We start from the raw sequence: 13,532 nt of genomic DNA, 5'->3' as shown, positions 1-13,532 counted from the left end.
GCTAACCCGGCGTCCTGCCGGGTTACCCACGGATTCAAGCCTGCGTTCGGCCATCGTGGTTAACGGGGCCTGTCAGATCAAGATCAACAGCAGATCAAACGCAGAGCACGGCGGCCTGAAAGCCGACCTGAGTGGTAGAAGCGAAAGCAGGGCAAAAGCAGATCAAAAACAGGGCTGCTTTTCTGTGGGAGCTGGCTTGCCTGCGATGCAGACACCTCGGTACATCAGGCATACCCAATTGATGCCATCGCAGCGGTTCGGCGGTCCGACAAGCCAGCTCCCACATTTGATTGAGTTTCAGCTTCAAAAATCAGGTCGGCTGTCAGGCCGCCTCGGTTTTGCTTTTGCTTTTGATCTAACCACTCAGGTCGGCTACCAGGCCGCCGTGCTCTGCTTTTGATCTTGATCTGCTGTTGATCTTAGGCGCCCCGTTAACCACGCTGGCCGAACGCAGGCTTTGGAGCGTGGGTAACCCGGCAGGACGCCGGGTTAGCCGCGATGGGCCAAGGATGGCCCATGGCGGCGGCCCACGGTCCAAAGCCGGAGTGAGGGAACACCGAGCCTAAGCGAGGTGCCGAGTGGTGGGGCAAGAGCCCTTTGGTTACTTTGGGGCTTTTCCAAAGTGACCCGCTGTAAGAGCGGAACCCAGGGCGGCCGTTACCGAAGAAACGGATATATAGCCATTCAAAAACCAACAACACCCACTCCCGACTACCGGCTATTGTCAGAATTTTCCCACAAGAGTACAAATGTACTCCATGACGACTTTAACCCCCCGCCGTACTGCCATCCTGACCTTTATCCGCGACCGTATCGCGCAACAAGGCCAACCCCCCAGCCTCGCCGAGATCGCCGAGGCGTTTGGCTTTGCCTCGCGCAGTGTCGCTCGCAAGCATGTGGTGGCCCTGACCGAAGCCGGCTTCATTGAGGTCAACCCCAATCAGGCGCGCGGTATCCGCCTGCTCAACCAACCGGCACGCCCCGAATGGCTGGACGTCCCCGTCCTCGGCCGCGTCGCGGCAGGCTTGCCCATCGGCGCCGACGCCGAAGTGCACAGCCGCCTGCAACTCGACCCTGGCACCTTCGCGAAAACCCCTGACTACCTGCTGCGCGTGCAGGGCGACTCAATGATCGAAGACGGCATCCTCGATGGCGATCTGGTGGGCGTACGCCGCAGCGCCGAGGCCTTGAATGGGCAGATTGTAGTGGCGCGCCTGGACGGCGAAGTCACCATCAAACGCTTCGAACGTCACGGCGACCATGTACGCCTGCTGCCACGCAACCCCGCGTATCAACCCATCGTGGTAGGCCCTGATCAGGACCTGGCTATCGAAGGGGTGTTCTGCGGCCTGGTGAGGCAAGGCTGATGGGCGCCGTCGTTGCCCTGGACTCGCTGTTCAATGGCGGCCGAGTCTGGAAGGGCCGGCCTGCCGCACCGGCGGCCAGCGTGCATCCCACAGGGCTTGCGGCGCTGGATGCGGTGCTGCCCAGCGGCGGCTGGCCAGAATCGGCCTTGAGTGAAATCCTGATGGCCAAGGAAGGTGTCGGCGAACTGCAATTGGTACTGCCGACCCTGGCGCGCTTGTCGGCGGCAGGGGAGCGCATTGTGCTCGTGGCACCGCCCTACACTCCGTACCCTCACGCCTGGCAGAACGCCGGGGTGGATTTGCGCCAGCTCTCGGTGATCCAGGCCGACGAACGTGATGCATTGTGGGCGGTGGAGCAGTGCCTGCGTTCCGGTAGCTGCGGCGCGGTGTTGTGCTGGCCGCGCAAGGCCGATGACCGGGCCTTGCGCCGCTTGCAGGTGGCGGCGGAAACCGGGCAGACCCTGGCGTTTGCCTGGCGATCCTTGAATGAGGCGGTCAACGCGTCGCCCGCCGCCTTGCGCCTGGCGGTCGAAGCCAGGCCTGCCCAGGTGCGGGTGCTCAAGTGCCGCGGTGGGCTGGCCCATCCGGCGCCGATTGCGCTGGCGGGGCACTGAGGTTGCCATGCGCTGGGTGTGTATTGTCTTCCCGCAATTGGCGCTGGACGGGGTGCAGCGTGTGCATCCCGAACCCGACCAACCGCTGGCGCTGCTGGCCGGTACGCCGCAGCGCCGTGTGCTGCAAACCGTCAATGACGCCGCGCGCGCCTTGGGTTTACGCCCCGGCCAATCCCTGACGGCGGCGCATGCCCTGGCCAAGACCTTTGCCAGCGCCGAATACGACCCCGCAGAGATCGAGCGTTGGCAGCAGTTTCTCGCCGCCTGGGCCTACCGTTTCAGTTCCCAGGTCAGCGTGTATTACCCGCGCGCCTTGTTGTTCGAGATCGAATCGAGCCTTGGGCTGTTCGGGCCGTGGCCGCAGCTCGAGGCGCGTTTGCGCCAGGAGCTGACCGAGCTGGGGTTTCGCCACCGTATCGTTGCCGCGCCCAACCCGGCGGCGGCGCGGGTGCTGGCGAATAGTTACGATGGCCTGGCCGTGGCCGATGATCACGCCTTGATGCAGGCGTTGGCGCCACTGCCCATCGACCGCGCCGGTCTCGACCCGCAGGCTGCCACGGCCTTGTCGCGCATGGGTCTGCGTACGTTGGCCCAGGTGCAGGCGTTGCCCCGGCATACTCTGGCACGGCGCTTTGACGCCGATTTGCTCAAGCACCTGGATGCGCTGAGCGGACAGCGGCCGTTGGCCCTGGCGTTCTATCAGCCGCCGGACCGTTTCGATGTGCGCATCGAGTTGAATTTCGACGTGCAGTCCCACCAGGCGCTGCTGTTCCCCTTGCGTCGTTTAACTGGCGACCTGTCCGCCTTCCTGTGTGGGCGCGACAGTGGCGTGCAGCGTTTCGACCTGCATTTGGAACACACCCAGGCGCCCGACAGCGTGATCAAGGTCGGCCTGCTCAGCGCCGAACGTGAGCCGGCGATGCTGTTCGAGCTGGCCCGAGGGCGCCTGGAGCAGATGCAAGTCACCGCGCCGGTACGCGGCTTTCGCTTGGTGGCCCAGGACTTGCCGGTGTTTGTGCCGCAACGCCAGGACCTGTTCGACGATCGCCCGCAACAGACCTTGCCCTGGGCGCAACTGCGCGAACGCCTGCGTGCGCGTCTGGGCGATGAGGCGGTGCAAGGCCTGCGTTTTCACGCCGACCACCGCCCCGAATGCGCCTGGCAAGCGGCCGCCGACAACCACGCGTGCCCGACCTTGAACAAGGTGCAACGCCCCGGTTGGTTGCTGCCTGAACCGACCTTGCTGGCCGAGCACGGTGTACAGATTTTGATGGGCCCGGAACGCATCGAATCCGGCTGGTGGGATGGCGCCGATATCCGCCGCGACTATTACCTGATCCAGACCCGCGCCGGCCAGCAAGGCTGGGCCTATCGCACCGTGGGGCAAAGCGATGGGCTGTGGCTGCAAGGCTGGTTTGCATGAGCTACGCCGAGCTGCATTGCCTGTCCAATTTCAGTTTCCAGCGCGGCGCCTCCAGTGCGCTGGAGTTGTTCGAGCGCGCCAAGCGTCAGGGCTACAGCGCCCTGGCGATCACCGACGAATGCACGTTGTCGGGCATCGTGCGTGCCTGGCAGGCAGCGAAGGCGGTGGACTTGCCGTTGATTATCGGCAGCGAGATGCGCATCGAGAACGGCCCGAAACTGGTGTTGCTGGTGGAGGACCTTACTGGCTACCAGCACCTGTGCCGCTTGATTACCGTGGCCCGCCGCCGCGCCGAAAAAGGCCGCTATCGCCTGCTGCACGAGGACTTCGCACAACCGCTGCCCGGCTTGCTGGCGCTGTGGGTGGCCGAAGACAGCGACACCCAGGCCTCGATCCAATGGCTGCGCCGCACCTTCGCCGAACGCCTGTGGCTGGCGGTGCATCTGCACTGCGGCCAGGACGATACGCGCCATCTGGAGCAGCGCTTGCACCTGGCCGCCAGCCTGCAGATTCCGGCGGTGGCGTGCGGCGATGTGCACATGCATGCGCGTGGCCGCCGCGCCCTGCAAGACACCATGACCGCTATCCGCCATCACGTGCCGGTGGCCGAAGCCGGCACGCGTTTACATCCCAATGGCGAACGGCACTTGCGCAGCCTGCAGGCCCTGGCCGTGTTGTACCCGCAAGCCTTGCTTGACGAGACCTTGGCCATCGCACGTCGCTGCACCTTCGACTTGAGCCAGTTGCGCTACCACTACCCGCGCGAGTTGGTGCCCGACGGCCATAACGCAAAATCCTGGTTGCGCGCCGTGACCGAAGAAGGCATCGCGCAGCGTTGGCCGCAGGGCGTCGATGCGAAGACCTTGCAGCAGATCAACCATGAACTGGAGCTGATCAGTGAGCTGGGCTACGAAAGCTATTTCCTCACGGTGCACGACATCGTGCGCTTCGCCCGCAGCCGCTCGATCCTGTGCCAGGGCCGGGGCTCGGCGGCCAACTCGGCGGTGTGTTTTGCCTTGGGCATCACCGAGATCAACCCGAGCCTGATGAACATGCTGTTCGAGCGCTTCCTGTCCAGGGAGCGCAACGAGCCGCCGGATATCGATGTCGATTTCGAACACGAACGCCGCGAAGAAGTGCTGCAGTACGTGTTCCAGCGCTACGGCCGCACCCGTGCGGCATTGACGGCGGTGGTCAGTTGTTACCACGCAGCCGGCGCGGTGCGCGATGTGGCCAAGGCCCTCGGCTTGCCGCCGGACCAGATCAATGCCCTGGCCGAGTGCTGCGGGCGCTGGAGCGAAGACGCGCCGCCGCTTGAGCGCCTGCGTGAAGGCGGCTTCGACCCGCAAAGCCCGATCCTGCGCCGGGTGCTCACGCTGACCCAGCAATTGATCGGCTTCCCTCGGCACCTGTCCCAGCACCCCGGCGGCTTTGTGATTTCCGAATACCCGCTGGACACCCTGGTGCCGGTGGAAAACGCCGCCATGGCCGAGCGCACCATTATCCAGTGGGACAAGGACGACCTCGACGCCGTCGGCCTGCTCAAGGTGGATATCCTGGCGCTGGGCATGCTCAGCGCGATCCGCCGCTGTTTCGATTTGCTGCGCCGCCATCGCAACCTGGACCTGTCACTGGCGGACATACCCAAGGAAGATGCCGCCACCTACGCGATGATCAGCAAGGCCGACACCATCGGCGTGTTCCAGATCGAGTCGCGGGCGCAGATGTCGATGTTGCCGAGGCTGCGGCCGCAAACGTTCTACGACCTGGTGATTGAAGTCGCCATCGTACGGCCCGGGCCGATCCAGGGTGGCATGGTGCATCCGTATTTGCGTCGGCGAAACAAGGAAGAACCCACCACCTATCCTTCCCCGCAGCTCAAGGCGGTGCTGGAGCGTACCTTGGGGGTGCCGCTGTTTCAGGAGCAGGTGATGCAAATCGCCATGGTGGCCGCCGACTACGGCCCCGGCGAAGCCGACCAGTTGCGGCGCTCGATGGCTGCCTGGAAACGCCACGGAGGGCTTGAACCGCATCAGGAGCGCCTGCGCACCGGCATGCTCAAAAACGGCTACAGCGAGGCCTTTGCCGCGCAGATCTTCGAGCAGATCAAAGGCTTTGGCAGCTATGGCTTTCCCGAGTCCCACGCGGCCAGTTTCGCCTTGTTGACCTACGCCAGTTGCTGGCTCAAATGCCATGAACCGGCGGCCTTCGCCTGCGCGTTGATCAACAGCTGGCCCATGGGCTTCTACAGCCCCGACCAGATCCTGCAGGACGCGCGACGCCATCGGTTGCAGGTGCGCCCGGTGGATGTGCTGGCCAGTGACTGGGATTGCAGCCTGGAGCCCATCGACGGCCAGCAACCGGCGATTCGCATGGGCCTGCGCATGATCTCGGGGTTTCGTGAAGAGGACGCGCGGCGCATCGAAGTGGCGCGCCAATACCGGGCCTTCAGTGACATCGCCGACCTCGACGCGCGCGCCGGGCTGGATGCCCGGGCCCAAGCGTTGCTGGCAGATGCCGGTGCGTTGCGCGCGCTGGCCGGCAATCGACACGCCGCGCGCTGGGAAGTCGCTGGCGTACACAAGCAACTCGGGCTGTTTGCCGGCCTGCCCAGCCCTGACGAAGCCGTGGTAGAACTGCCGGAGCCCACGGTCGGTGAGGACTTGCAGGCCGACTACGCCACGGTTGGCACCACCCTTGGCCCGCACCCGTTGGCGTTGTTGCGCGATGAACTGCGTAAGCGGCGCTGTCGCAGCTCCCTGGAGTTGATGGCGGTGGCGCATGGGCGCAATGTCAGCGTTGCCGGCCTGGTCACCGGCCGGCAACGCCCAGGCACTGCCAGTGGCGTCACCTTCGTCACTCTGGAGGATGAGTTCGGCAACCTCAATGTGGTGGTCTGGCGCGACCTGGCTGAGCGTCAGCGCCAGGCCCTGGTGGGCTCGCGGCTGCTGAAAGTCGACGGGCGCTGGGAGGCGGTGGGCGAAGTACGGCACCTGATCGCTGGGCGTTTGACTGACCTGACGCCGTTGCTGGAAGGGATCAATGTGCGCAGTCGGGATTTTCACTAGTTGCCCATGTCTTCATGGATAAGCTATATGGAATGAAACGATTTATTGCAGCCAGGCTCCAAGCTTTAATAAGTGGAGCTACGCCACCTACCCACCGTTTTGTTCGCCAAGAGCCAACCGATGCATTTTTTATCCAACACCCATGGCTGCGAAGGCTGGGGCGGTGAAATGGCCCAGCGGATCCGTGCGTTCGACTGGTCATCAACCGAGTTGGGGCCCATTGACGCGTGGCCCTACAGCTTGAGCTGCGCCGTACAAATGCTGCTGGCATCGCCCATGCCCATGGTGATGCTCTGGGGGCCGTTGGGGTACATGATTTACAACGACAGTTATTCGGTGTTTGCCGGTGGCCGGCATCCATACCTGTTGGGCACACCCGTGGAGCTGGGCTGGCCGGAAGTCGCTGACTTCAACCGCAATGTGCTGAATACGTGCCTCGCGGGTGGCACCTTGTCGTACCGCAACTTTCCGTTGGAGTTGCTGCGTAACGGTATGCCGGAAGAAGTCTGGATGGATCTTTCCTACAGTCCCGTGGCCGATGATAACCAGCAACCGGCCGGGGTTCTGGTGATCGTTACCGAGACCACTGAGCACGTGAAGTCCGAACGGGTGCGTCAGGAACTGACCCACAACCTCGAACAACGCGTGGCCGCCGAAGTGCAGGCACGTTCCGCCGCTGAAGACCAACTGCGTCAGTCGCAAAAGCTCGAAGCCATCGGCGGCCTGACCGGCGGCGTGGCCCACGACTTCAATAACCTGCTGCAAGTGATCGCCGGCAACCTGCACTTGCTGGCCCGGCATGAGCCGGACAATGCCCAGGTGCAACGCCGTGTCTCAGCGGCCATCGCAGCGGTGGAGCGTGGGGCCAAATTGTCATCGCAGCTGCTGGCTTTTGCACGTCGCCAACCGTTGTCGCCGGCGGTGCACAACCCGCAACGCATCTATGCAGGGCTGGGTGAACTGCTGCAACGGGCGCTGGGGGAAACCATTCATCTCGACGTGCAACTGCCTCAGGACTCCTGGTGCATCAATGTCGACCGCAACCAGCTGGAAAACGCGCTGCTCAACCTGGCAATCAATGCCCGGGATGCCATGCAAGGCGAGGGCGTGATTCGCATCAACGGCGAAAACATCATTCTTAACCCTGGCGATTGCATCGGTAAAAGTATCAAACCGGGTGAATACGTGCGCCTGGCGGTGACCGACACGGGCGTCGGTATGACGCCGGAGGTGCTCAAGCGCGCCTTCGAGCCGTTCTTTACCACCAAGCGTGAAGGGCACGGCACCGGCCTGGGCCTGAGCATGGTGTTCGGCTTTGTGCGGCAAAGTGGCGGGCATGTGGAGGTGTGGAGCGAGGAGGGCAACGGTTCGGTGGTGCAGATGTATTTCCCCCGCAGCCTGGAACCGGAAAGCTTCGATGAGCACAGCGAGATGGCGCCCCACAGCGGTGGCCAGGAAACCATTCTGGTGGTTGAAGACAATGAGGGCGTGCGCCTGACCGTCGTCGAACTGCTGCAGCAATCGGGCTACACCGTACTCACGGCCGAGGACGGCGACCGAGCGATGCAAGCGTTGCAAGGCGGGGTGCAGCCGGACCTGATCTTTACCGACGTGGTGATGCCGGGTCGGGTCAAAAGCACTGACCTGGCCGACTGGGCGCGCGTGCAGCAGCCGCCTGTCGCGGTGCTGTTCACCTCCGGCCACACCCGCGACATCCTCTCCACCAATCACCTGTTAAGCCCCGACATTCATCTGCTGAGCAAACCCTATAGCCCCGAAGCGCTTACGCATAGGGTGCGCAGCGTGCTCACCGCAAGACAAGGCTGCTCATGACTTCACAGCGCAACATCCCCCCGATCACGGCCCAACACCTCGGGTTTGTCCGTGTGCGGGGTGCCCGCGAACATAACTTGCGTAACGTCGATGTGGACATTCCCCGGGATGCCCTGGTGGTATTCACCGGTGTCTCGGGTTCCGGCAAATCATCCCTCGCGTTTTCCACGGTGTATGCCGAAGCCCAGCGCCGCTATTTCGAATCGGTGGCGCCCTATGCGCGGCGCCTGATCGACCAGGTCGGCGTACCCGATGTGGACTCCATCGAAGGCCTGCCACCGGCCGTGGCCTTGCAACAGCAGCGCGGCACGCCCAGTGCGCGTTCTTCGGTGGGCAGCGTCACCACCTTGTCGAGCCTGATCCGCATGCTGTACTCCCGCGCCGGCAGCTACCCGCCGGGGCAGGCGATGCTGTATGCCGAGGACTTTTCGCCGAACCTGCCCCAAGGGGCCTGCCCGCAATGCCATGGTTTGGGCCGTGTGTATGAGGTGACCGAGGCGCTGATGGTGCCCGATCCTTCCTTGACCATTCGCCAGCGCGCGGTGGCGTCCTGGCCGTTGGCATGGCAAGGGCAGAACCTGCGCGACATCCTGGTGACCCTCGGCTATGACGTGGATATCCCCTGGCGCGACCTGCCGAAAAAGCAGCGTGAATGGATCCTCTTCACCGAAGAAACCCCGACTGTACCGGTGTACGCAGGCTTCACCCCCGAGCAGACCCGCGACGCGTTGAAACGCAAGTTGGAGCCGAGCTACCAGGGCACGTTCAGCGGCGCGCGGCGCTATATCCTGCACACCTTCACCCATACCCAAAGTGCGCTGATGAAAAAGCGCGTCTCGCAATTCATGCAGGGCAGCGCCTGCCCGGCGTGCGAGGGCAAGCGGTTGAACCAGGCGGCGCTGTCGGTGAAGTTTGCCGGGGTGGATATTGGAGCGTTGTCGCAGCTGTCATTGGCGCAACTGGCCGAGTTGTTGCGTCCGGTGGCGGCGGGGCAGGACACCCTGAAACTGTCGGTGGAAAAGCGCCTCGCCGCCCAGCGTATTGCCCAGGACCTGCTTGAGCGCGTCAGCACGCTGACCGAGCTGGGCCTGGGCTATTTGTCCCTGGAGCGCAGTACGCCGACGTTGTCCTCCGGGGAGCTGCAGCGCCTGCGCCTGGCGACGCAATTGGGCTCGCAACTGTTCGGGGTGATCTATGTGCTGGATGAGCCGTCCGCGGGCCTGCACCCGGCGGATGGCGAGGCACTGTTCACCGCGCTTGATCGATTGAAAGCCGCAGGCAATTCATTGTTTGTGGTGGAGCATGACCTGGAAACCATGCGCCGCGCCGACTGGCTGATCGACGTGGGGCCAGCGGCCGGTGAGCACGGCGGGCAAATCCTCTACAGTGGGCCGCCAGCCGGTTTGGCGGATGTGCAGGCCTCGCAGACGCGCGAGTATTTGTTCGCTGAGCGACGCCCGTCGCCCCCGGCGCGACGTGAGCCCGCTGGCTGGCTGAAGCTCGAAGGCGTGACGCGCAATAACCTCAATGAGGTGCGCGTGGACTTTCCGCTGGGCTGCTTTACGGCGGTGACCGGTATCTCCGGCTCGGGTAAATCCAGCCTGGTCAGCCAGGCGCTGCTGGAACTGGTGGGCACCGGCCTGGGCCGCGTGGTGCAAAGCGACGAAGAACCGAGCCTGGAAGACGACACCCCGCAAAGCAGTGGCGGGCGGATCAGCAGCGGGCTGGAGCACATCCGCCGTCTGGTGCAGGTGGACCAGAAACCCATCGGCCGCACGCCGCGCTCCAACCTTGCGACCTACACCGGGCTGTTCGACAACGTGCGCAAACTCTTCGCCGCCACACCCGCGGCCAGGAAGCGCCACTATGACGCCGGGCAATTCTCCTTCAACGTCGCCAAGGGCCGCTGCCCCAATTGCGAAGGGGAAGGGTTTGTCAGCGTCGAGTTGCTGTTCATGCCCAGCGTGTACGCGCCATGCCCGACTTGCCATGGTGCGCGCTATAACCCCGAGACGTTGGCGGTCACCTGGCAAGGCTTGAGCATTGCCCAGGTGCTGGGGCTCACGGTGGAGCAGGCGGTGGAGGTGTTTGCCGAACAGCCCGGTGTGTTGCGTTCGTTGCAGGTGCTGCGGGATATCGGCTTGGGGTATTTGCGCCTGGGCCAGCCGGCCACCGAACTGTCCGGTGGCGAGGCGCAGCGGATCAAGCTCGCCACCGAGCTGCAACGCAATGCGCGGGGCGCCACGTTGTATGTGTTGGATGAGCCGACGACCGGCTTGCACCCACGGGATGTGGACCGCTTGCTCAGCCAGCTTAATCAGCTGGTGGACGCGGGGCATACGGTGGTTGTGGTGGAACACGAAATGCGCGTGGTGGCCCAGAGTGACTGGGTGATTGATATCGGGCCCGGGGCCGGGGATTTGGGCGGGAAGGTGGTGGCCTGTGGCACGCCGCAGACAGTCGCGAAAAGCAAGAACAGCCGGACCGCTCCGTTTCTGGCGCGAGAGCTGCCCTAAGCGTCAACGCCGAACAAAGGTGGGAGCGGGCTTGCTTGCGAATCGCGTGTGTCAGTTTAAATAGCTATCGACTGATCCAGCGCATTCGCGAGCAAGCCCACTGCCACAGGATTACCCGTGTTCAGCCAGCTGTTGCTTGGCCAGCTTCACCACGTTTTCCAGCGTAAACCCGAACTTCTCCTGCAAGTTGGCCAGTGGCGCCGACGCGCCAAAGCTGTTCATCACGACTTTGGCGCCGGTCTGGCCGACATAGCGGTCCCAGCCCAAGGGGCCTGCCTGTTCCACCACCACCCGCGCCTTGACCGCTGGCGGCAGCACGCTGTCGCGGTAAGCCGCGTCCTGCTCTTCAAACAGCTCCCAGCTCGGCATCGAGACCACCTGCGCGGCAACCCCTTCGGCTGTCAGTTGTTCATACGCCGCCACTGCGAGGCTGACTTCACTGCCCGTCGCCAACAGCAGCACTTCAGGCTTGTCCGCACCGGCCAACACGTAAGCCCCCTTGGCGGCACCCGATGCGGCCGCGTACTTCGTACGATCCAGCGTCGGCAACGCCTGACGTGACAACACCACGCAACTTGGCCGATGGGTTTGCGCCAGGGCGACTTTCCACAGTTCCAGGGTTTCGTTGGCATCGCCCGGGCGCAGGGTCAGCAGCCCCGGCGTGGCACGCAGTTGAGTCAGGTGTTCGATCGGTTGGTGGGTCGGCCCATCTTCGCCCACGCCAATCGAGTCATGGGTAAACACGAACACCACCGGCAATTCCATGATCGCCGCCAGGCGGATCGGCGGCTTCATGTAGTCGCTGAACACCAGGAACGTCGAGGTATACGGGCGCAGGTAGGACAGCGCCATGCCATTGGCGATTGCGCCCATGGCGTGCTCGCGGATGCCAAAGTGCAGGTTGCGCCCGCTGTAGTCGTCAGCACTGAAACGCCCGGCCCCGTCGAAGGTGAGGTTGGTCTTGGTCGACGGTGACAGATCCGCCGAGCCGCCGAGCAGCCAGGGGATTTGCTGGGCAAAGGCATTGAGCACCTCACCACCGGCGGCACGGCTGGCCACGCCTTTGGCGTCGGCGTCGAAGGTGGGCAACTCATCCTGCCAATGCTCCGGCATTTCGCCGGCGCGCATGCGGCTCAGTTCATCCGCCAGTTCAGGCTCATACTGTGCCAACTGCGACAAGTGCTGGTTCCATTCTTCATACAGCGGCTCGCTGCGCTCCAGCAGTACATCACGCAGCACCGTGCGGGCTTCATCGGGCACCAGGAAGCTGGAATCCTGCGGCCAGCCGTAAGCGGCTTTGGTCAGGCGGATTTCTTCAACGCCCAAGGGTTCGCCGTGGGCGGCGGCGGTATTGTGTTTGTGGGGCGAGCCGTAGCCGATCACGCTGTCGACCACAATCAGGGTCGGCGCGCCGGTGTTGGTCTTGAAGGTTTCCAGCGCTGCGCTCAAGGCCTGCAGGTCATTGGCATCGGTGACGTGCACGGTGTGCCAGCCATAGGCCTGAAAGCGCTTGGCCACGTCTTCACTGAACGCCAGTTCGGTGTGGCCCTCGATACTGATGGTGTTGTTGTCGTAGATCCAGCAGAGGTTATCCAGCTTCAAATGCCCGGCCATGGACGCGGCTTCGCTGCTGATGCCCTCCATCATGTCGCCGTCACCGCACAGGGTGTAGACGTTGTAATCGAACAGCACTTTGCCGTCGCGGTTGAAACGCTTGCCCAGCCAACGCTGGGCCATGGCCATGCCCACGCTGTTGGCGCAACCCTGGCCCAGCGGGCCGGTGGTGGTTTCTACGCCGGTGGTCATGCGGTACTCGGGGTGGCCCGGGGTCTTGGAACCCATCTGCCGGAACTGCTTGATATCGTCCAGGCTGATCGCCGGCTGGCCCGAGCGTTTGCCGTGGGCATCAATCTCGACCACACCGGCCAGGTGCAGCAGCGAATACAACAGCATCGACGCATGCCCCACCGACAACACAAAACGATCACGGTTGGGCCAATCGGGATGGTGCGGGTGATAGCGCAGGAACCGGCTCCACAGCGTGTACCCCACCGGCGCCAGGCCCATGGGCGTGCCGGGGTGGCCGGAGTTGGCCTTCTGCACGGCGTCCATGGCCAGGGTGCGAATCGTGTTGATGCATTGGGTGTCGACAGCAGTGGCAGCATGAGTCATGAAACCGTTCTCCCTCAGGTGGCGATCTACAGTGGAGGGCAGGGGGCGGCAAAGGTTTGATCCCATCGGTCGCGCTGCGACGAACGGGGCCGCATTGACCCAAGACATGACAAGACCCCTTGGAATGGGCTAGCTTCAAGAGCGTAGGCCATTGATCAACTTGCGGAGGTACTCCATGCCAGTGAAACACGACCTGTATCAGGATTTGGGTTTGAGCAAGGAAGTCGTTCACGAACGCAGGAGGAGCGATGACCGCTTGAATTCGCTGCTCGAACAATACGATGCCGCCGACAAGGAGGTAGTCGTTTTCGAATCGTCAGGCGGAGCGGATGACGAACTGGAGAAGTTGAAGAAGAAACGGCTGTCGGTCAAAGACAAGATTGTGCTGCAACTCGCTCCTACAACGGGGCGGTAATATTTGTTCAGAATTGTCTGAGGGACAGGCGGCGTTTCACTGATTATGATGCCCGCCGTCCACCCGGCTCTGGGGACTGTTGCGGCGCAAGGATTGCGCTGCTGAGCCGGGTGGGCAACCTGTT

General features: G+C 63.4%; 9 protein-coding genes. 8 read left to right on the top strand and 1 reads right to left on the bottom strand.

The features are described 5' to 3' along the window. From ACLBW8_RS27705 to uvrA, 7 genes are all read left to right on the top strand, one after another. On the top strand, positions 1-400 hold a 400-nt coding region (locus ACLBW8_RS27705), incomplete at its 5' end, for a hypothetical protein (RefSeq protein WP_447806823.1). 349 nt (positions 401-749) lie between these two features. Further along, the gene (lexA, locus tag ACLBW8_RS27700; protein WP_064451939.1) at positions 750-1,367 is read left to right on the top strand and encodes a transcriptional repressor LexA; all 618 of its coding nucleotides are present in this window, start codon (positions 750-752) and stop codon (positions 1,365-1,367) included. Further along, positions 1,367-1,981: a translesion DNA synthesis-associated protein ImuA gene (gene imuA / locus ACLBW8_RS27695; RefSeq protein WP_221294480.1), complete on the top strand. Its 615-nt coding sequence runs from the start codon at positions 1,367-1,369 to the stop codon at positions 1,979-1,981. The genes lexA and imuA overlap by 1 nt, the downstream gene beginning before the upstream one ends. 7 nt (positions 1,982-1,988) lie before the next feature. Then, complete coding sequence (locus tag ACLBW8_RS27690; RefSeq protein ID WP_447806822.1) at positions 1,989-3,404, top strand: Y-family DNA polymerase; 1,416 nt, start codon at positions 1,989-1,991, stop codon at positions 3,402-3,404. Next, complete coding sequence (locus ACLBW8_RS27685; RefSeq protein ID WP_447806821.1) at positions 3,380-6,472, top strand: error-prone DNA polymerase; 3,093 nt, start codon at positions 3,380-3,382, stop codon at positions 6,470-6,472. The genes ACLBW8_RS27690 and ACLBW8_RS27685 overlap by 25 nt, the downstream gene beginning before the upstream one ends. Positions 6,473-6,592: 120 nt before the next feature. After that, entirely contained in the window at positions 6,593-8,305 is a 1,713-nt protein-coding gene (locus ACLBW8_RS27680; protein ID WP_447806820.1) for an ATP-binding protein, read from the top strand. Then, the gene (uvrA, locus tag ACLBW8_RS27675) at positions 8,302-10,821 is read left to right on the top strand and encodes an excinuclease ABC subunit UvrA (protein WP_447806819.1); all 2,520 of its coding nucleotides are present in this window, start codon (positions 8,302-8,304) and stop codon (positions 10,819-10,821) included. Before ACLBW8_RS27680 ends, uvrA begins: the two co-directional genes overlap by 4 nt. A 111-nt stretch (positions 10,822-10,932) precedes the next feature. Here the strand turns inward: uvrA and tkt are convergent, their stop codons facing one another. Next, complete coding sequence (gene tkt / locus ACLBW8_RS27670) at positions 10,933-12,993, bottom strand: transketolase (protein WP_447806818.1); 2,061 nt, start codon at positions 12,991-12,993, stop codon at positions 10,933-10,935. Positions 12,994-13,168: 175 nt separating this feature from the next. On the opposite strand from tkt, the gene ACLBW8_RS27665 reads away from it, so the two are divergent. Next, complete coding sequence (locus ACLBW8_RS27665; RefSeq protein WP_064451946.1) at positions 13,169-13,408, top strand: YdcH family protein; 240 nt, start codon at positions 13,169-13,171, stop codon at positions 13,406-13,408. Positions 13,409-13,532: the final 124 nt, after the last annotated feature.

The organism is Pseudomonas sp. M5A4_2d, assembly GCF_053345295.1.
The sequence above is the reverse complement of the archived record's forward strand: the minus strand, read 5'-3'. Positions and strand labels throughout refer to the sequence as shown.

Coding starts and splice junctions, on each gene's coding strand:
- ACLBW8_RS27665 (WP_064451946.1), top strand. CDS start 13,169: ATGCCAGTGAAACACGACCTGTATCAGGATTTGGGTTTGAGCAAGGAA.
- ACLBW8_RS27690 (WP_447806822.1), top strand. CDS start 1,989: ATGCGCTGGGTGTGTATTGTCTTCCCGCAATTGGCGCTGGACGGGGTG.
- uvrA (WP_447806819.1), top strand. CDS start 8,302: ATGACTTCACAGCGCAACATCCCCCCGATCACGGCCCAACACCTCGGG.
- ACLBW8_RS27680 (WP_447806820.1), top strand. CDS start 6,593: ATGCATTTTTTATCCAACACCCATGGCTGCGAAGGCTGGGGCGGTGAA.
- lexA (WP_064451939.1), top strand. CDS start 750: ATGTACTCCATGACGACTTTAACCCCCCGCCGTACTGCCATCCTGACC.
- imuA (WP_221294480.1), top strand. CDS start 1,367: ATGGGCGCCGTCGTTGCCCTGGACTCGCTGTTCAATGGCGGCCGAGTC.
- tkt (WP_447806818.1), bottom strand. CDS start 12,993: ATGACTCATGCTGCCACTGCTGTCGACACCCAATGCATCAACACGATT.